The sequence below is a fragment of the Rhodococcus sp. NPDC004095 genome (assembly GCF_053604015.1).
The window spans coordinates 29,355-48,408 of the sequence record NZ_JBSGGS010000020.1; the positions used below are offsets into that span (position 1 = coordinate 29,355).

Below are 19,054 nucleotides of genomic sequence, written 5' to 3' on the forward strand. Positions count from 1 at the left end.
TCCGACCGTGCCCGTGGGGGCTGGCGGCGGCGACGTCAGCACGGGGCACGCTAGTCTGTACTGCGTACTTGGCGTCACTGTCGGCCGTGCTCAGGCACCTGAACGGCAAGAAGGGGAGGCTGCGTGGAGCTGCTCCTGCTGACCTCCGACCCGAATCCGGAGTCGGTCATGCCATCCCTTGCGCTGCTCGCGCACACCGTTCGCCCCGCACCGACCGAGGTCTCCTCGCTGCTCGACGCCGGTTCCGCGGACGTCGCGCTGGTCGACGCCCGAACCGACCTGGCCGCCGCGCGCGGACTGTGCCGCCTGCTCGGCAGCACCGGATCCGCGATCCCGGTGGTCGCGGTGCTCACCGAGGGTGGCCTCGTCGCGGTGAACTCCGACTGGGGACTGGACGACATCCTGCTGCCCGGCACCGGCCCCGCCGAACTGGACGCGCGGCTGCGCCTGCTCGTCGGCCGCAGCGGAGGCATCGCGAGCCCGGAGTCCACCGGCAAGATCACGCTCGGCGAGCTGATGATCGACGAAGGCACCTACACGGCGCGGCTGCGCGGCCGTCCCCTCGACCTGACGTACAAGGAATTCGAGCTGCTCAAGTACCTCGCGCAGCACGCAGGTCGGGTCTTCACCCGCGCGCAGCTGCTGCAGGAGGTGTGGGGCTACGACTTCTTCGGCGGCACCCGGACCGTGGACGTGCACGTGCGACGGCTGCGCGCCAAGCTCGGCCCCGAGTACGAGTCGCTGATCGGCACCGTCCGCAACGTCGGCTACAAGGCGGTGCGGCCCAGCCGCAAGGCCGGAGCGGGGCAGGCGCGTCCCGACGAGGACGAACTCGGCGACGACCCGGACGACACCGCGCTCACCACCACCAACGGTTCGGCCCTCTAGATGACCGACGCGGGGTTGGGCGAGTCCACGCTGCTGAGTGAGGAACAGGAACTCCAGATCCGTGCCCTGCTGACGCGGGCGACCGCGGCCGACGGGACCGAGCCGCTCTCGGAACAGGCGGTGCACCGGCTGTCCGGGCGGTCCGACTCCGAACACCTGCTGTGGACGGTCGACGGCACCGTCGTCGGATATGCCGGCCTGGAGCCCGCGCACGGCGAGCACCCGGCGATGGTCGAGGCCGCCGTCCATCCCGAGCATCGCGGCCGCGGCATCGGCCGCGAACTGGTGTCGGCGGCCCTGCGCCGTGGTGGTCCCGGCACCCGCGTCTGGGCCCACGGAGACCTGCCCGCCGCGCGCGCCGTGGCGGCCCGGCTGGGACTGACCCCGGCGCGGGAGCTGCTGCAGCTGCGCCGCCGTCTCGACGCTCCCGCGCTGCCCGAGGTGCCGGTGCCGGACGGCGTCATCCTGCGCACCTACGCCGGCGCGAGCGACGACCCCGAACTGCTGCGCGTCAACGCGGCCGCGTTCGACTGGCATCCCGAGCAGGGCTCGTGGACGCAGCGGGAGATCGACGAGCGGGTGGCCGAGTCGTGGTTCGACCCGGCGGGCCTGTTCGTGGCCGAGGACACCGCGACCGGTGAGATGCTCGGATTCCACTGGACGAAGGTGCACGCGGAGACGGACACCGACCCGGCGATCGGCGAGGTGTACGTCGTTGCGATCGCGCCTGCCGCACAGGGTCGAGGACTGGGCCGGCTGCTGACGGTCGCCGGACTGCGCTACATGCGGGACCGCGGGCTCGGCGCGGTGCTGCTGTACACCGAGGCGGACAACGAGTCCGCGCTGCACACCTACGACCGTCTCGCGTTCGAGCGGTATCACGTCGACGTCGCATACGCGGGGGGCGAAGGGTAAGAATGTTCTACTGGCTGCTGAAGTACGTGTTCGTCGGGCCTTTCATTCGCTTCTACAACCGACCGAAGGTCGAAGGGGTGGAGAACATCCCGGTGTCCGGGCCGGCAATTCTGGCGGGCAACCACCTGTCGATCGCGGACTGGTTGTTCACGCCGCTGTCGTCCCCGCGGCGCATCACCTACCTCGCCAAGAGCGAGTACTTCACCACCCCCGGTTTCAAGGGTGCGCTGCAGAAGGCGTTCTACTCCGGCGCCGGTCAGGTGCCGATCGACCGCAGCGGTGCGGACGCCGCGAACGCGGCGCTCACGACGGCGCGCCGGCTCCTCGACGAGGGCAAGCTGGTCGGGCTGTTCCCCGAGGGCACCCGTTCGCCCGACGGCCGGCTGTACAAGGGCAAGACCGGTGCGGCCAGGATCGCGTTGACCACCGGGGTCCCGGTGATTCCGGTCGCGGTGATCGGCACCGACGAGATCTGCCCGCCCGGCCCGTTCCGGTGGCGTCGCCGCCGGGTGCAGGTCAAGTTCGGCAAGCCGCTGGACTTCTCCCGGTTCGAGGGCATGGCCGGCAACCGGTGGGTGGAGCGGACCGTCACCGACGAGATCATGTACGAGCTGATGAAGATGTCCGGGCAGGAGTACGTGGACGTCTACGCCGCCAGCCTGAAGAACGCGCCCGCCGACGCGGACATCGTCCGCGGCTTCCGGGAACCGGAGTCGAAGGCCGGATAGACCCGGCCGTCCACGACCGACACCCCGCTGGTGGTGGAGATCACGTACGCGTGACCCGGTCGCGCGCACCTGTTCATTTTCCGTTCACCCTCATGGGACCGGCTGTCCATTCCTCGCCCCTACCTTTCACGGCAGGGCGGCGCGGTGCTGCCCGGACTTGAGAGTCTCCCGGAGGGAACAGCGTGAACTTCAAGCGCAATGCTGCCGTGCTCGGTGTGGTGGCGGTCGGTGCCGTGACCCTGGCCGCCTGCGGCAGCGACGACAACTCCTCGTCGTCCGGCACCACCGTCAACAGCGCCGCGTCGAGCGCGACCTGCGAGGGCAAGGAGTCGCTGTCCGCGGCGGGCTCCTCCGCGCAGAAGAACGCGATGGACAACTTCATCGCCACCTACATCGCGGTGTGCAAGGACAAGGGCAAGGACGTCAAGATCGCGTACAACCCGACGGGTTCCGGCGACGGGCGCACCCAGTTCATCGCGAAGCAGATCGACTTCGCCGGTTCGGACTCGGCGATCAAGGGCGAGCAGGCCGCCGCCGCGAATCAGCGGTGCGCCGCCAACGACGCGTGGAACCTGCCGCTGGTGTTCGGCCCGGTCGCGATCGCCTACAACCTCGACGGCGTCGAGGGCTTGACCCTGAACGGCGAGGTGCTGGCGAAGATCTTCACCGGCGCGATCACCAACTGGAACGACCCGGCGATCGCGGCGCTCAACCCCGGCGTCACCCTGCCGGACCAGAAGGTCACCCCGGTGGTGCGTTCGGACTCCTCCGGCACCACCGACAACTTCCAGCAGTACCTGACCGCCGCCTCGAAGGGCGTGTGGACCAAGGGCGCCGGCTCCGACTTCGTCGGCGGCGTGGGTGAGGGCGCGAAGGGGTCGGCGGGCGTCTCGCAGGCCGTCGCCGGCGCACCGGGCTCGATCACCTACGTCGAGAAGTCGTTCGCCGACCAGAACAAGCTGGCCATCGCGAAGATCGACTCCGGCGCCGGTGCCGTCGAGCTGACCGAGGCGACCGCGGGCAAGGCCATCGAGGGCGCGAAGTTCAAGACCGAGGGCGTCGGCGACCTGACGCTCGACCTGAACTCGATCTTCGGCACCTCCGAAGCCGGCGCGTACCCGATCGTGCTCGCGACCTACTCGATCGTCTGCTCCAAGGGCTACGACGCGGACACCTCCGCCGCGGTGAAGTCGTTCCTGACCAGCGCCGCGAACGAGGGCCAGGCCGGACTCTCCGAGCAGGGCTACGTGACGCTGCCGGGCACGGTGCAGGACAAGCTGAACGCCTCGATCGCCGCGATCGGCTGAGTGCGGTCCACCGCGGCACCGCTCTATATTCGGACCTAACAGAATGCGAGCGCAGATGAGCGACGCGCCAACCCAGTCGGCGCCTTCCGCACCCGGCTCCGGTGAACCCGGGGCCGGGACGGGTGGTCCGCTCGGAGCACCGGAGGCACCGATTCGCACCCAGTCCGCCACCCCCGGCAAGGCGGTGGTCCGTCCGGGCGACCGGATCTTCACCACCCTGGCGAAGGGTTCGGCGGTCTTCATCTCGGTGCTGATCGGCGCGATCGGGATCTTCCTGATCTGGCGGGCGGTCCCCGCGCTCTCCCGCAACGAGGTCAACTTCCTCACCAGCCGCTCGTGGGTGACGACGGACATCAACCACCTGGCATTCGGTGTCCTGGACCTGCTCCAGGTCACCGTGCTGGTGTCGCTGTTCGCCCTGGTGCTCGCAATGCCGGTCGCGCTGGGTATCGCGATCTTCCTCACCCAGTACGCACCGCCGCGGCTGGCGCGGCCGCTCGCGTACGTGATCGACCTGCTGGCCGCGGTGCCGTCGATCGTCTACGGCCTGTGGGGTCTGCTGATCTTCGCCCCGGCGATCCGGCCGCTGGCGATGTGGCTGAACGAGCACCTCGCGTGGATCCCGCTGTTCGGCGACGGGTCGGGGTCCATCCAGGGTGGCGGCACGATCTTCACCGCGGGCATCGTGCTCGCGGTGATGATCCTGCCGATGATCACCGCCGTCACCCGGGAGGTGTTCAACCAGACGCCGGTCTCGCACGTCGAGGCGGCCCTGGCCCTCGGCGCCACCAAGTGGGAGGTCGTCAAGACGGCGGTCCTGCCGTTCGGCAAGTCCGGATACATCAGCGGCTCGATGCTCGGCCTCGGCCGGGCGCTCGGCGAGACGATGGCGCTGTACATGATCCTGCGCACCACCTCCGCCGCCGCCACGTGGTCGCTGTTCGACGGTGGGGCGACGATCGCCTCGAAGATCGCCCTCGGGTACGCCGAGTTCAACAACGACATCCAGGCGGGCGCCTACATCGCCGCCGGTCTGGTGCTGTTCGTGCTGACCTTCGTGGTCAACGCCGCGGCCCGCGCCGCGGTCGCCGGGAAGAAGGACTGACATGACGACCACCATGGACCGGCCGGTCAAGGCCCCGACATTCCAGGGCGTCAGCGCGCGCCGCCGCACCAGCGACCTCGTCGCGCGGGTGCTCGTGACCGGGTCGGTGCTGCTCGCCCTGGTGCCGCTGGTGTGGGTGCTGTTCACCGTCATCCAGAAGGGCTTCGCGGCGATCACCAGCCCGACCTGGTTCACGAACTCGCTCAACGGATTGTCCGCGTCGTCACCGGGCGGCGGCATCTATCACGCGCTGATCGGCACCATCCTGCAGGGACTGGTGTGCGCGGTCATCTCCATCCCGCTGGGCCTGTTCGTCGCCATCTACCTCGTCGAGTACGCGGGGCGTTCGAAGCTCGGCAAGGTCACCACCTTCATGGTCGACATCCTGTCCGGTGTGCCGTCGATCGTGGCGGCCCTGTTCATCTTCGCGCTGTGGATCGCGACCTTCGGCTTCCCGAAGTCGGCGTTCGCGGTCTCGCTCGCGCTGGTGCTGCTGATGGTGCCGGTCGTGATCCGCAGCACCGAGGAGATGCTGCGGATCGTGCCGCAGGACCTGCGCGAGGCGTCCTACGCGCTGGGCGTGCCGAAGTGGAAGACGATCATGCGGATCGTCGTCCCGACCGCCCTGCCCGGCATCATCACCGGTGTCATGCTGGCCCTGGCCCGCGTGCTCGGTGAGACGGCGCCGCTGCTGATCCTGGTCGGCTACGCGTCCTTCATCAACTTCGACCTGTTCAACGGCGAGATGGGCTCGCTGCCCGGTGTGATGGTCGCGGAGATGAACAACCCCACCGAGGCCGGCTCCAACCGGATCTGGGGCGCCGCCCTCACCCTGATCCTGCTCATCGCGGTGCTCAACATCGTCGCGAAGCTGATCGGCCACCTGTCGCGGGTCCGCAAGTGACCCCGCAGATTCCAGACATTCGAGTCACCACCACGCAAGGGAGCCACCATGGCCAAGCGTCTTGATCTCAAGGACGTCAACATCTACTACGGCAAGTTCCACGCCGTCGCGGACGTCGGCCTGTCGGTGCACCCGCGCAGCGTGACCGCGTTCATCGGCCCGTCCGGCTGTGGCAAGTCGACGGTGCTGCGGTCCATCAACCGCATGCACGAGGTGACGCCCGGCGCCCGCGTCGAGGGCGCGATCCTGCTCGACGGCGAGGACATCTACGGTTCCCAGGTCGACCCGGTCGGCGTCCGCAAGACCATCGGCATGGTGTTCCAGCGTCCGAACCCGTTCCCGACCATGTCCATTCGCGACAACGTGGTCGCCGGCCTGAAGTTGCAGGGCGTGCGGAACAAGAAGGAGCTCGACGAGGTCGCCGAGAAGTCGCTGCGCGGCGCGAACCTGTGGAACGAGGTCAAGGACCGGCTCGACAAGCCCGGCGGTGGGCTGTCCGGCGGTCAGCAGCAGCGACTGTGCATCGCCCGCGCCATTGCGGTTTCGCCCGACGTGTTGCTGATGGACGAGCCCTGCTCGGCCCTGGACCCGATCTCCACACTGGCGATCGAGGACCTGATCACCGAACTGAAGCAGGACTTCACCATTGTGATCGTCACGCACAACATGCAGCAGGCCGCGCGTGTCAGCGACCAGACCGCCTTCTTCAACCTCGAGGCCACCGGCAAGCCGGGACGGCTCATCGAGATCGACGACACCGAGAAGATCTTCTCCAACCCGTCCCAGAAGGCCACCGAGGACTACATCTCGGGCCGCTTCGGATAGCCGCACACTCGACGGCGCCCCGTCCACACAGCGTGTGGACGGGGCGCCGTTTCGTTCGCGGGAAGAGGGTGCGTCCCGAGTTCCGTGGCGCTCGGGTCGTGGAGTGTCGACGCGCGGGTTGGGCTCGCGTGTGGTCGACTGGCGCGAGCCACCACGCCGTCACCCGCCACCAGTCGATCGAGGTGCCATGAGTTCTCGATTCCGGATCGTGCCCGCGCTCACCGCGGCACTCGCCATTTCCCTTGCCGCGAGCGGATGCTCGTCGTCGAGCGAGTCGGCGGTCTCCACGACCTCGACAGCGACCTTCGCCGCCGCGACGACGACGACGTTCCAGCACGTCCTCGACGAGACCCGGGCACAAGCCGGATTCCCCGGCGTCATCGCCCAGGTCAGCTCGCCCGAAGGCACCTGGACCGGCACCTCCGGGACCGTCGGCGCCGGGAAGACCGGCGGGCTGACACCCTCGGACAAGACGCGGATCGGTTCCCTGACCAAGACGATGACCGCGACGGTGCTGCTGCAACTGATGGAGGAGGGCAAGCTCTCCCTCGACGACACGATCGGCAAGTACGTTCCGGGGATGCCGAATGGGGATGTCGCGACTCTGCGCCAACTCGCCGACATGACCAGCGGCATCCCCAATTACACGGAATCGAAGCCGGTGGTCGAGAAGTTCTTCGCCGACCCGCAGTACGCCTGGCCGCCCGGTGAACTCACCGACGCCGTCAAGCCGATGCCCGCGGATTTCGCGCCCGGCCAGGGGTGGGAGTACTCGAACACCAACTACGTCCTGCTCGGCATGGTGATCGAGCAGATCCTCGGTCTGCCGATCGGCGAGGTGTTCGAGAATCGGCTGTTCGAACCGCTCGGGATGTCCGACACCTCGTTCCCCGGGGGATCGACCGACATAGGTGACCCGCACCTGGACGGACTCACCAATCAGAATCAGGCCCCCGGCCAGACGGTCGACTCGACGCACTGGAACCCGTCGTTCGCGTTCACCGCCGGTGCCGTCATCTCCACGCTCGCCGACCTGGAGAAGTGGGGCCACGCGCTGTTCACCGGCAACGGGATCCTGGACCCGGCGACCCAGCAACTGCGGCGGGCCTCGATCATCCACGACATCCCGCCGAACACGGCGAGCACCGGGTACGGCATCGGCATAGGCGACCGCAACGGATGGTGGGGCCACGACGGCGACATCCCCGGATACAACAGCGTCCTGTTCCACAACTACGACTCCGACACCACGATCATCGTGCTGACGAACAGCGATGACACGTACGAGGTCGACGGCAAGCAGGTGTACCCCGCCCCGGGAGTGTTCGCGGGACTGCAGGCCGCGCTGCCGTGACACGCGGCGTGCCCAGTGGTTCGCCGCAGCGAAGTTCAGCGGCTCGCCGCAGCAGTGTCGACCAGAGCGATGTCGGCGATCAGTCCGTGGTGGTCGGAGCCGGGGAGATCGACGCGTTCGAGGTGCGTCACGGTCGCGCCCTTCGTGACGATCCGGTCGATGCCGGTGACCGCCGGATACCACCGGTGCGCCGGCATCGTGGGCAGCAGTCCGGCGCCCACCTGGTCGGCGGCGTCGGCGAAGCCGTCGGTGAGCAGGTCCCGGTACTGGCGCTGGCTGTAGCTCGCGTTGTAGTCGCCGCTCGCGACGACGTTGTCCCGTGCCGCGGCGGCCGCGAACTCGGCACCGAGGCCGCGCAACTCGGCCGCCCACATCCATGCCGGGAACAGGTACGCGGGTGCGGGATGAACGGCGAACAGCGCCACGGGTTCTCGTAGACCGACATTCAGGTCCGCAGCGAGGTTCGCCGACAGGTACCCGTCGAGGATCCGCGTGTTCGACAGCGGGAAGCGGCTGTAGATTCCACCGCCGAGCCCGTTCGGCCCGTAGGAGATCACGAATCGGTGGGGCAGCAGGTCGTCGAGGCCGACCGCGTGCAGTCCGGTGATGCCCTCGTCGGTCAGTTCCTGCATGGTCACCACGTCCACGTCACGCTCCCGGACCAGGTCCGCCACATGAACCGGATCAGCCTGTCCCAGTTTGACATTGGCCTGCAGAACTCGCAGTGACGGCCCGGTCGCGCTGTCTCCGGAGTCGTCGCCGACGTAGAGCGGGGCGAGCAGCCACACCCCGAGCGCGCAGACGACCAGGCAGCCGATCTGGACGAGCCACTGCCGCGCGAGGGCGGCGACCGTCGCGCCGACCATTGCCACGATCAGCATCACCGGCAGCCACCCGGCGAGCAGGACCAGGAACCGGTTCTCCACCCGAAGCACGGCCGCCGCCAGCGCCGCGGCGCCGTACAGGCCGCAGACTGCGGCGAACACTCCGGCGGTCCGGCGATGGTTCACGACACGATCATGCCGGAACGCGAAAGGGCGGTTGCCGGCGCCGACGCTCGAGAGCGGGGCCCGGCAACCGCCCGCGTTCGGGGGTCGGTGGGATCAGGACAGTTCGCCGGTGTCCTCGGGCTCGGAGGGCATCTTGCCGGTGACGAGGAAGATGACCCGGCGCGCGACCTCGACGGCGTGGTCGGCGAAGCGTTCGTAGAACCGGCCGAGGAGGGTGACGTCGACGGCGGCGGCGACCCCGTGCTTCCATTCGCGGTCCATCAGAACGCTGAACAGGTGCCGGTGCAGGTCGTCCATCGCGTCGTCCTCCTCCTGGAGTTTGGCGGCGCGTTCGGGATCGTGCGTCTCGAGCACCTCCTTGGCGGCGGCGCCGAGCGCGACCGCGAGCCGCCCCATCTCCGCGAAGTACCCGTTGACCTCCTCCGGGAGGACGTGGTTCGGATGGCGGCGGCGCGCGATCTTCGCGACGTGCAGCGCGAGAGCGCCCATCCGATCGATGTCCGCGACGATCTGGATTCCGCTGACCACCTGCCGCAGGTCACCGGCCACCGGCGCCTGCAGCGCGAGCAGGGCGAACGCCCGCTCCTCGCAGACGACGCTCAGTTCGGTGATCTGGTCGTGGTCACTGATGACCTCCTCGGCGAGCGACAGGTCGGCCTGCAGCAGCGACCGGGTCGCCTTCTCCATCGCCGTCCCCGCGAGACCCGCCATCTCGCCGAGCAGGTCGGCAAGTTCGGTCATCTGTTCGTTGTAAGCCACGCGCATGAGGTCACAGCCTAGTTCCCGTAGAGGTCCAAGTCACGAGCGGACGGTGAACGTGCGATGAACGACGGCGCACGTCAGAGGCGGGAAAGGGCGGAGCGAGTCAGGCGCAGGACGTGTCGCCGGCGTTGGTGTACGCCAGGTCGGCGGGTAGCTCCTCGATCGTGGTCCCGGAGATGACCGTCGACTTCGGCGCGATCTTCGGGTGCAGCGCCGTGCCGACCGCAGGCGGGGCGGTGACGGTGCCCGAGAAGTCGGAGCCGAGGACCACGTCGACGATGCCGCCGTAGAGGTCGTCGCTCTCGAGCAGTTGCGCGCCGGGGATGGAGGCGGCGACGGTCGCGGCCTGTTCCTCGTTCCCGGCCGCGAACCGGACCAGCGTCGACGAGCTGGTGCCGCTGTAGTTCCCGACGCTGTAGATGGGGAAGCCGTGCGCGCCGAGGGTTTCCGCGGCCTCGGCGGCCACGCCGGTCACCCCGGACGCGTTCGACACCTGGACCGACACCATCGACGGATCCACCGCGAGTACTCCGGCGGCCGGCGCCGGCGTGACCGCGGTCGCCGGGGGAGTGGCCGCCGCGCTCGTCGCTGCCGCGTCGTGCTTGCGCTCCTCACCGGGCAGCGGCTCGTCGTCGATGATCGCCTGGAAGATCGCCTTGATGTCGTCGAGCCTGGGGATCTCGTTGCCCAGCTCGTTCGTGCCCGCGGTCGGTACCGTCAGGAAGGTCACCGCGCCTGCGTCCACCTTCTGCAGCGACCGGCCGAGCGTCACCAGCGACTTGGTGTCGACATTCTGGACGAAGGTCTCCCTGGTGAACGCGTTGATGAATCCGTTGAGCTTGCCGGGGTCGAACAGCACCTTGTTCGACATCGCGGACCGCAGCAGCGACGACAGGAACACCTGCTGGCGCTTGATCCGGCCGTAGTCGCCGTTGCCCTCGGCGTCGACCTTCCGCGCCCGCACGTAGTTCAGCGCGGTCGCGCCGTCGAGCGTCTGCTTGCCGGGGTTGGCGAGAACGGTGCCGAGTTCGCCGTCGATCAGTGGGGCGGTGGTGCACACCTCGACGCCACCGACCTCGTTGACCATCGACTCGAATCCGGAGAAGTCCATGCCGATGAAGTGCCCGATCTTCATGCCGGACAGCTTCTGGATCACCTTGACCAGGCATTTCGGTCCGCCGTACGCGTAGGCGGAGTTCAGCTTGTCGTTGTCGGCGCCGTAGTTGGTCTCGCTGGTGTACTTGCCTGCGTCGTTGTCCCATGCCTGGCAGTCCGGCCGGACGATGTCGAGGTCGCGGGGGAACGACACCGCGACCACCCGGCTGCGGTCGGCGGGAACGTTGACGAGGATGACGGTGTCCGCGCGGGCGCCCTCGGCGTCTTCGACCGAGCCGGCGCCGAGGCCACCGTTGGTTCCTGCCCGGGTGTCGGTGCCGACGATCAGGTAGGTCTCGTCACCGTACTGACCGCCGGGGTCGACGACATCGCTGCTCTCCGGGTCGAGAGCTGCGACCTGACTGAACCCGTTGTCGGTCGCACGCAGATACCCCCACACGACGCCGGTCATGGCCAGCACGATCACCGCGACGAGTGCGGTGCCGACGCGGCCGATGGCGCGCAGTCGGCGCTGCTTGCGCCGCTTGCTCGCCACCAGGCGGGTCGTCGAGGACGGTCCGACCTGGGCGGGCACGTCCGGGGTGACGGCCGTCGGCGCGGCGCGATACATCCAGCTGGTGCTCGGCCGCGACGGCTCCGGCGCCGGTTCGGCGGGGGTCGGGTCCGGGGTCGGCTCGTCGTCACGGCCGACCCGCTGCATCAGTTCCGCGACCGTGAGCCGGTCGCTCGGCTCACCGCCTCGGATCCGGCCGCTGTCGCCCGGCGGAGGGGGCTCCGGTGGGGGAGGCGGTGTCGCCGGGCGCTCGGGGTCGGGACGATGACGGTGAATGGGACGGCTTAGGTGGGAAATAGGTCTCTCCCATGGAGCGCGACCATCGGGCGCAGCGCCCGGATCCTGATCGTCGCCCAACTGGAGTCCTCACCTCTCGTGCACATCACTACATGCGTCGTCGCCGCCGGCCCGCGGCGGTGCACACATGATACTGATCGAAGCTGTGCGTTCCAGCGCAGACGCACCGGCGCAGGTCAGCCGCCGGAGTGCATGAGATCGGCGCCCGCAGGGACGAGGCAGTCGTCGGGATCGTCGAGCCATCCCTCGGGGAGTGCGACGGTGCCCGGCGAGCCCTGCCTGCCCCGCGGACCCTCGGCGTCCTTCGGGAACGGGACGTCCGGCGGCAACTGGGCGAGCAGGCCGTCCAGTTCGTCGAGCGTCGACACCATCGCCATCGACACGCGCATGTCGGAACCGGCGGGGAAACCGCGCAGGTACCACGCGACGTGCTTGCGGAGTTCGCGCATGCCCTTGCCCTCGCCGTGGTGGTCGGCGAGCAGCTCGGCGTGCCTGCGGATGATGGCCGCGACCTCGCCGAGCGTGGGGGGCGTGGGCATCGCGGTGCCGTTGAGGGCGGCGCTCAGCTCGGCGAACAGCCACGGCCGCCCGAGACAGCCCCGGCCGACGACGACACCGTCGCAGCCGGTCTCGGCCATCATCCGCTGCGCATCCTCGGCGGCGAAGATGTCGCCGTTGCCGAGGACTGGGACATCGGTGACGTGCTCCTTGAGCCGGGCGATCTCGCTCCAGTCGGCGGTGCCGGAGTAGCGCTGCGCGGCGGTGCGGGCGTGCAACGCGACCGCGGCGGCGCCCTCACCGGCGGCAATCCGGCCCGCGTCGAGGTGGGTGTGGTGCTCGGCGTCGATCCCGACGCGCATCTTCACCGTGACGGGGATGTCGGTGCCCTCGGTCGCCTTCACCGCGGCCGCGACGATCTGCCCGAACAGGCGGCGCTTGTACGGAAGCGCCGATCCGCCGCCCTTGCGGGTGACCTTGGGCACCGGGCAGCCGAAGTTCATGTCGATGTGGTCGGCCATGTTCTCGTCGACGATCATCTTCGCCGCCGCGTATGTGGTGTCGGGGTCGACCGTGTACAGCTGCAGCGACCGCGGCGTCTCCTTCGGGCCGAAGGTGGTCATGTGCAGCGTCGCAGGCTGACGTTCGACCAGCGCCCGGGCGGTGACCATTTCGCACACGTACAGGCCGGACGTGCTGCCCGCCCGTTCGAGTTCGAGTTCGCGGCAGAGGGTGCGGAAGGCCACATTCGTGATGCCCGCCATGGGGGCGAGAACGACGGGACTGCGCAGCTCGAGCGAGCCGATTCGCAGATGCTGGTCAGCGGAAGACATCGATTACCTCGAAAAAAGTGTGCCCGGCACCGAGGTTCGGTGCCGGGCACAGGATAGCCGCTCAGCCGGAGCGGACCTGGAACCGCTCGGGTCAGGAAGCCTGCTCTTCCATCTCGCGCTTGCGGGCTTCGCGGGCGAGCGCGCGGTCGCGCTGCTCCTCGAACTTGCTCGCCTGCACCCCGAGGTCGTCCAGGAACGTGGACAGCTGCTCGCGGGCGGCCTCGCCGACACCGGTGAAGTCGGTGCGCTCGAAGATCTTCCACTTGCGCAGCACCGGCATGACGACCTCGTCGAGGTGCTGGCGCAGGTCGTAGATGCCGTGCTTGGCCATCAGGACGCCGTTGCGCCGGAAGTTGGGCATGCCGGCACCGGGCATCTGGAACTTCTGCAGGATGTCGGCGATCGCGACGACCGCCTGGTCCGGGGCGACGTCGAGGGCCGCCTCGCAGATGTTGCGGTAGAAGATCATGTGCAGGTTCTCGTCCGCCGCGATCCGGGAGAGCATGCGGTCGGCGACGTCGTCGTTGCACGCCTTGCCGGTGTTGCGGTGCGAGACGCGGGTGGCCAGTTCCTGGAACGTGACGTACGCGACCGAGTGCAGCAGGCCGTCGGTGTCGCTGGGGGAGGCGTAGCCGTTGGTCATGTGGATCATCCGGGCCTCTTCGAGGGCGACCGGGTCCACGCCGCGGGTCACGACCAAGTAGTCGCGCATCACGATGCCGTGACGGTTCTCCTCGGCGGTCCAGCGTCCGACCCAGGTACCCCAGGCGCCGTCCCGGGAAAAGTTCTCCGCGATCTCCCGGTGGTAGGACGGCAGGTTGTCCTCGGTGAGCAGGTTCGTGATCATCGCGGCCTTCGCGACGGGGTCGAGCCGGGACTGCTCCTCTTCCCAGTCGTCACCGCCCATCGCGGCGAAGTTTCGGCCCTCGTCCCACGGGACGTAGTCGTGCGGATGCCAGTCCTTGGCCATGGACAGGTGGCGGTTCAGGTTGGCCTCGGCCACCGGCTCCAGTTCCTGCAGCAACTCGAGCTGGGTCAACACTCTGGCCATCACTTGCCTCCATTGGTCGCGGAATCGGCTCAACCTAGCCTACGGGACCGTAACCATGCCCGAGATCGGATCGATTCGGTTACGACACGGACAGGTCACGTCGAGCCGCCCTGACCATCGTGGTGGCGGTGACGGGTGTTACAAGGGCGGCACCCGGAAACCGGGTGCCGCCCCTGCGTCGAAAATCGGTGGCGTCGACTACTTGCGGCCGCCGCCGAGCAGTCCGCCGAGCAGGTCACCGATGCCGCCGCCCGCGTTGCCGCCGAGCAGTCCGCCGAGCACGTTGCCCAGGCCGCCACCGTTGGAGGCGCCGCCGCCGAGCAGCCCACCGAGGAGGTCGCCGAGGCCGCCGCCGGACCCGGCGGACGCCGCCTGGGTCTGGCCCGCGCCGCCGCCGAACTGCTTGGCGACGAAGGTGAGCACCAGCGGGGCGAGGATCGGGAGCAGCTTGCTCATCAGGGAGCTGCCGCCGGCACCGCCGACGTTGCCGAGCGTGCTGACGACCTGGTTCGCGTTGTCGCCGAAGACGTGTCCGACGATCTTCTCGCCGTCGGCCTCGTCGATCTGGTTGATGTCGACGCCGCCGTCGAGCAGTCCGCTGGCCTGGTGCTGGGCGAGCGCAGCCTCGAGGGAGGCGGCGCCGCCCGAGTCCTGCGCGTTGGCCTCGAGGCCGCCGAGCAGGGTCGGGATCGCGGACTTCACGGCGGTGGCCGCGGTGTTCTCGTCGATCCCGAGCTTCTCGGCGATCTGGGCGATCGGGATCTGGGAGATGAGCTCGTCGAGGGAGGCCATGGTGCTCACTTTCTCTTGGGGTCCACTGCGGACCACCCGGCATTTCGCACAGTATTGGACGAATCCGGCATCGGCGTGGACCTGCGCGTCGCGTGGCGCGTGTCGGGTCAGCACGCCAGGATGCAGACATGACCACGAACGACTCCTCGACCGCCCCGCCCACCGGAACGCCGTCCTGGGTGAAGCGGACGGCCTGGGGTCTGATCCTGGTTGTCTTCCTCGTCGTCTCCTACTTCGTCCTGGCCGCGTTTCTGCCTCGCTGGTGGGCGCAGCAGGCAGGGTCGCTGGCGGCAGCGAGCATGACCCGCGGAATCCTGTGGGGGCTGACCTTCGGGTTCGTCTGCACCCTCGTGCCGTTGTCGCTGTTCACCGTGGCCTGGCGGTCGCGGCGGTGGCGCTTTGCGAAGGTGTCGGTGATCGCGGCCCTGGTGGCCGGGCTGCTGGTGGCGGCGCCGAACCTGTTGACCCTGTCGGTCGTGGCCGGAAACGGCACCGCCGCAATCGCCGGCGAACGGATCCTCGACGTCGACGCACCCGGCTTCCGCGGCGCGACGCTGGTCGGAGTGATCGCGGGCGCGCTGGTCATCGTGGCCGCGGCCTGGCTGTCGTTCCGGTACCGCAGGCGCGGCGACCAACTGTCCAGGCTGCGTGACGACGCCCGGGAGCGTGACGAGCGCGAGCGCGCCGAACGGGAGCGCATCGAGTTGGAGCGCGCCGAGTTGGAGCGCACGCAGCCCCCGGCCTGACCCGCGTCACTTCCGGTCGGCCACGAATTCCCGGAACCGGCGCGCGGGGGCGGTTAGTGGCCGACCCAGCGCCCAGATCATCCCGACGTCGCGGGCGGCGTCGGAGCCGCGGATCGGCACGGTCACCACTCCGGGCGGCCAGGGTGCGGACTCGCGCATCGGTACCAGCGCAACCCCGAGGCCGGCCGATACCAGTCCGGTGGCGGTGGGCAGTTCGCTGGACTCGAACACGATCCGGGGTGCGAATCCGGCGCGCTCGGCGGCCTCGTCGAGCAGCCGTCGCATGCCGTAGTTCGGGTGCATCGCGATGAACGGTTCGCCTGCGGCTTCGCGGAGGTCGATCTCGGTCCGGTCGGCGAGCCGGTGTCCGGTTGGGACGGCGAGCGCGAGTTGCTGGTGGTCGAGCAGCAGCCAGGCCAGTCCGTCGGCGCGGGGGCGGGGTGACACGACCGCCAGATCGCTGTGGCCGGCGAGCACCCGCTGGGCGAGGTGGCCGGACGCGTCCTGATGCAGCGCGAACCGCACCAGGGGCGCGGTGACGCGGAACTCCCGGATCAGTGCCGGCACCAGCCACGGCCCGAGGGAGTGCAGGAAGTCGAGGCGCACGGTGCCCTCCGACTCGCTGGTCAGTTCCGCGATCCGGGACTCGGCGGCGGTGAGCTCGTCGAGTGCGCGCCGGGCGTGCTCGTACAGCAGCCGGCCGTGCACGCCCAGCGTCAGCCGACGGCCGTGCCGGTCGAACAGATCGACGCCCATGCGCTGTTCGAGGGCCGCGAGACGCCGGGACAGCGTTGGTTGGGCGACGCCGAGTACGGCCGCCGCCGCGGTCACCTGTCCCTCCTCGGCGAGGGTGACGAACCAGCGAAGCTCGGAACTGAGCATATGCAATTCAAGCATGAACAAGCCGCAGTTCTCGCATTTTACTGATAAGGGTTCCCGGTTCAGGATGGTCCGCGGAGGACCCATGACACTCGACACGCTCACCGCGCTCGACTCGCGGACCGAGCCCTACCGGCGCGGCACGCCCGGTTACACCCGGATCACCCTGGCTCTGTTCGCAGCCGGATTGACGGCGTTCGTCTCCATGTACTCGGCGCAGGCGATGCTGCCGGCCATCGCCGGGGACTTCGCGGTCGGACCCGGGACCGCCGCGCTCGTCGTGTCCGCGACGACGGGCGTGCTGGCGTTGGTGATCGTGCCCGCCAGTGCACTGTCCGAGCGCTATGGCCGCACCCGGGTGATGGTGGCGTCGGCGTTCACCTCCTGTGCCATCGGACTGCTGTTGCCGTTGAGTCCGTCGATCGAGGTCCTGCTCGCGGGCCGGGTCCTGCAGGGTGCCGCGGTCGCGGGCATCCCGGCCGTCGCGATGGCCTACCTGGCGGAGGAGGTGTACAGCGGCGATCTCGGTGCGGCGATGGGGCGCTACGTCGCAGGTACCACGATCGGTGGCCTGGTCGGGAGGCTGATCCCGTCGGGAGTGCTCGACGTCGCGAGCTGGCGGTGGGCGATGCTGACGGCCACGGCGGTGGCGGCGGCGTTCGCGTTGGTGATGATGCGCACGTTGCCACCATCGCGCCGTTTCCGGCCGCAGCCGGTGGGCCCCCGGGTGCTGGCGTCGAATCTGGTGGAACACCTGCGCAACCCGCGGTTGCGGATCCTGTTCGCGCTCGGATTCATTCTGATGGGCGGGTTCGTCTCGGCGTACAATCTGCTCGGCTTCCGGCTGCTCGACGAACCGTTCGCCCTGTCGGAGGCCGTCGTCGGCCTGGTTTTCCTGATGTACCTGGCCGGCACGGTGACCTCGTCGGCGGCGGGCCGGGTCGCCGACCGGTTCGGCAGGCGCTGGGTGCTGCTCGTGAGCATCGCGATCGCACTCGGGGGGTTGGCCTGCACTCTCGTCGACTCCCTGCCGTGGGTGCTGATCGGCATGTTGCTGTTCACCGGCGCGTTCTTCGCCGCACACTCGGTGGCCAGCGGCTGGGTCGGGGTACTGGCGACGCGGCACCGCGCCGAGGCGTCGGCGCTGTACCTGTGCGCGTACTACCTGGGATCGAGCCTGGCCGGGGCGGGCGCCGGAGTCGCGTACGGCCTCGGTGGATGGCCCGGCGCGGTCGGCTGCATCGGGGTCCTGCTCGTGATCGGTCTCGCGCTCGCGACACGGATGGCCCGGCTGGCCCGGCTGGGCCGGGCATTCGCCGCGTCCGGTACCGGGTGCTGACCGCGGGTCACCAGCCGCGGGGAGCCCACGGGTCGGTCATTCGGGCCTCGCGACGATGCCGCGCGGGCGTCGGCTCGTCACGCCGCGTGGCCAGGCCGACGATCCCGACGGCGAGGACGATCACCCCCGCGACGACGGACACGACGGCTGCGCCGGTGGTCCCGGACGGAAACGCCATCGCGACCGGGGTGAGCAGCAGTGCCACACCGAGAACCACCAGTCCCCAGTGGCTGGTGCGCGACTCGGTCGTCATCGCCCACAGGCCGACCGAGTAGGCGATCATCCCGAGGATCAGGATGGCGCCGGTGATCTGGTCGTCTCCCTGCGTCGGCAGCCACAGGCTCAGCAGGACGAGCGCCACACCCGTGGTGACGACGAAGATGTCCCTGCGCACCTCGCGGGCATGGGCGGTGTTCCGGGTGCTCGTGTAGGAGTTGTTCGAGTCGGCGACATCCACGGTCATGACGGCCTCCCTGCGTCCAGAGCTCTGGAAACCATTTTGATCCCGGAATGCTCGCGGTGTCGACCCGTATCTGCCCGGTCGGGGCGTCGGCGGATCGACACCGCGGTGAGGAGTGGGATCGATACCCGTCAGGCGCCGGGTGTGCGGAGTCGCTCGAGGGTCCGCTGCATGGCGGCCTTGGTCTGATCGCCCGTCGGGGCGGACAGCTGCCGGTCCAGGTAGCCGCGGCACAGGTCCTCGACGGTGTCGAATCCGTTCGGAAGGCCGGTGGGGCTGTTGACGATGCGGCGCACCAGTCGTCCGAGGCCGGCGGCCTGGTCGGTGGTGAGTGGGGACGTCTCCGCGTTCTCCAGTGTGCGGAAGGTGGCATGGCCGAGGTCGACGTCGGTCGATCGTGTTGTTGCGGAGTCGGCGATGCGTTCGCCGTGACGGGGTCGGGCCAGTGCTGCGGAGCGAGGGGACATCGGGGATGTGACGTGGGGAGACTTCATTTCCACCCACCGCCTTTCGGGGCCTCATCGGAAGTGCTCGTGCCAGGACAAAGGGCCAGGACTCGACCGTGAATCATGTTGATTCATAGTCAAGTTGGCCAATACGCAACGATCACCGCCCCCTCAGTGGTATCAGACGGCTCGCCGTTCGGAAATCCCTGCGGGGAGGATCGGGGGAAAGCGTTACCAAGTCGAGTC

General features: G+C 69.1%; 19 protein-coding genes. 10 read left to right on the top strand and 9 right to left on the bottom strand.

Annotated features, from left to right (window positions below):
- Positions 1-123: 123 nt before the first annotated feature.
- The 8 genes from ACWEPG_RS26200 (at position 124) to ACWEPG_RS26235 (ending at position 8,026) form a co-directional block, all read left to right on the top strand.
- Complete coding sequence (locus tag ACWEPG_RS26200) at positions 124-888, top strand: winged helix-turn-helix transcriptional regulator (protein WP_450115340.1); 765 nt, start codon at positions 124-126, stop codon at positions 886-888.
- Entirely contained in the window at positions 889-1,803 is a 915-nt protein-coding gene (gene mshD / locus ACWEPG_RS26205; protein WP_452595711.1) for a mycothiol synthase, read from the top strand. It abuts the gene before it with no gap.
- A 2-nt stretch (positions 1,804-1,805) separates the two neighbouring features.
- The gene (locus tag ACWEPG_RS26210) at positions 1,806-2,531 is read left to right on the top strand and encodes a lysophospholipid acyltransferase family protein (protein ID WP_452595712.1); all 726 of its coding nucleotides are present in this window, start codon (positions 1,806-1,808) and stop codon (positions 2,529-2,531) included.
- Between the two features lie 182 nt (positions 2,532-2,713).
- Positions 2,714-3,838 (top strand): phosphate ABC transporter substrate-binding protein PstS, encoded by a 1,125-nt coding sequence (gene pstS / locus ACWEPG_RS26215; protein WP_450115337.1) that lies wholly within the window; start codon positions 2,714-2,716, stop codon positions 3,836-3,838.
- A 55-nt stretch (positions 3,839-3,893) separates the two neighbouring features.
- Entirely contained in the window at positions 3,894-4,943 is a 1,050-nt protein-coding gene (gene pstC, locus ACWEPG_RS26220) for a phosphate ABC transporter permease subunit PstC (RefSeq protein ID WP_450115336.1), read from the top strand.
- Between the two features lies 1 nt (position 4,944).
- Positions 4,945-5,847, top strand: a complete 903-nt coding sequence (gene pstA, locus ACWEPG_RS26225; protein ID WP_450115335.1) for a phosphate ABC transporter permease PstA — start codon at positions 4,945-4,947, stop codon at positions 5,845-5,847.
- 48 nt (positions 5,848-5,895) lie between these two features.
- The gene (pstB, locus tag ACWEPG_RS26230) at positions 5,896-6,672 is read left to right on the top strand and encodes a phosphate ABC transporter ATP-binding protein PstB (protein ID WP_450115334.1); all 777 of its coding nucleotides are present in this window, start codon (positions 5,896-5,898) and stop codon (positions 6,670-6,672) included.
- A 187-nt stretch (positions 6,673-6,859) separates the two neighbouring features.
- The gene (locus ACWEPG_RS26235) at positions 6,860-8,026 is read left to right on the top strand and encodes a serine hydrolase domain-containing protein (RefSeq protein WP_450115167.1); all 1,167 of its coding nucleotides are present in this window, start codon (positions 6,860-6,862) and stop codon (positions 8,024-8,026) included.
- 35 nt (positions 8,027-8,061) lie between these two features.
- On the opposite strand, the gene ACWEPG_RS26240 is transcribed toward ACWEPG_RS26235, so the two are convergent.
- From ACWEPG_RS26240 to ACWEPG_RS26265, 6 genes are all read right to left on the bottom strand, one after another.
- Complete coding sequence (locus tag ACWEPG_RS26240; protein WP_450115166.1) at positions 8,062-9,036, bottom strand: endonuclease/exonuclease/phosphatase family protein; 975 nt, start codon at positions 9,034-9,036, stop codon at positions 8,062-8,064.
- Positions 9,037-9,129: 93 nt separating this feature from the next.
- Complete coding sequence (phoU, locus tag ACWEPG_RS26245) at positions 9,130-9,801, bottom strand: phosphate signaling complex protein PhoU (RefSeq protein WP_450115165.1); 672 nt, start codon at positions 9,799-9,801, stop codon at positions 9,130-9,132.
- Between the two features lie 100 nt (positions 9,802-9,901).
- Positions 9,902-11,824, bottom strand: a complete 1,923-nt coding sequence (locus ACWEPG_RS26250) for an LCP family protein (protein WP_450115164.1) — start codon at positions 11,822-11,824, stop codon at positions 9,902-9,904.
- Between the two features lie 116 nt (positions 11,825-11,940).
- A complete protein-coding gene (gene dusB / locus ACWEPG_RS26255; protein ID WP_450115163.1) occupies positions 11,941-13,095 on the bottom strand; it encodes a tRNA dihydrouridine synthase DusB in 1,155 nt (384 codons plus the stop codon).
- A gap of 91 nt (positions 13,096-13,186) precedes the next feature.
- The gene (locus ACWEPG_RS26260; RefSeq protein ID WP_450115162.1) at positions 13,187-14,146 is read right to left on the bottom strand and encodes an acyl-ACP desaturase; all 960 of its coding nucleotides are present in this window, start codon (positions 14,144-14,146) and stop codon (positions 13,187-13,189) included.
- A 198-nt stretch (positions 14,147-14,344) separates the two neighbouring features.
- A complete protein-coding gene (locus ACWEPG_RS26265; RefSeq protein ID WP_450115161.1) occupies positions 14,345-14,938 on the bottom strand; it encodes a DUF937 domain-containing protein in 594 nt (197 codons plus the stop codon).
- Positions 14,939-15,066: 128 nt separating this feature from the next.
- Between ACWEPG_RS26265 and ACWEPG_RS26270 the strand changes: the two genes are divergently transcribed.
- Positions 15,067-15,684 (top strand): hypothetical protein, encoded by a 618-nt coding sequence (locus ACWEPG_RS26270; protein ID WP_452595713.1) that lies wholly within the window; start codon positions 15,067-15,069, stop codon positions 15,682-15,684.
- Positions 15,685-15,690: 6 nt separating this feature from the next.
- Here the strand turns inward: ACWEPG_RS26270 and ACWEPG_RS26275 are convergent, their stop codons facing one another.
- The gene (locus ACWEPG_RS26275) at positions 15,691-16,566 is read right to left on the bottom strand and encodes a LysR family transcriptional regulator (protein ID WP_450115159.1); all 876 of its coding nucleotides are present in this window, start codon (positions 16,564-16,566) and stop codon (positions 15,691-15,693) included.
- Positions 16,567-16,648: 82 nt separating this feature from the next.
- On the opposite strand from ACWEPG_RS26275, the gene ACWEPG_RS26280 reads away from it, so the two are divergent.
- Positions 16,649-17,902: an MFS transporter gene (locus tag ACWEPG_RS26280; RefSeq protein WP_452595714.1), complete on the top strand. Its 1,254-nt coding sequence runs from the start codon at positions 16,649-16,651 to the stop codon at positions 17,900-17,902.
- A gap of 7 nt (positions 17,903-17,909) precedes the next feature.
- Here the strand turns inward: ACWEPG_RS26280 and ACWEPG_RS26285 are convergent, their stop codons facing one another.
- Together ACWEPG_RS26285 and ACWEPG_RS26290 are read right to left on the bottom strand one after the other, a co-directional pair.
- Positions 17,910-18,365: an SPW repeat domain-containing protein gene (locus ACWEPG_RS26285; protein WP_450115157.1), complete on the bottom strand. Its 456-nt coding sequence runs from the start codon at positions 18,363-18,365 to the stop codon at positions 17,910-17,912.
- 128 nt (positions 18,366-18,493) lie between these two features.
- A complete protein-coding gene (locus ACWEPG_RS26290; protein WP_450115156.1) occupies positions 18,494-18,856 on the bottom strand; it encodes a hypothetical protein in 363 nt (120 codons plus the stop codon).
- Positions 18,857-19,054: the final 198 nt, after the last annotated feature.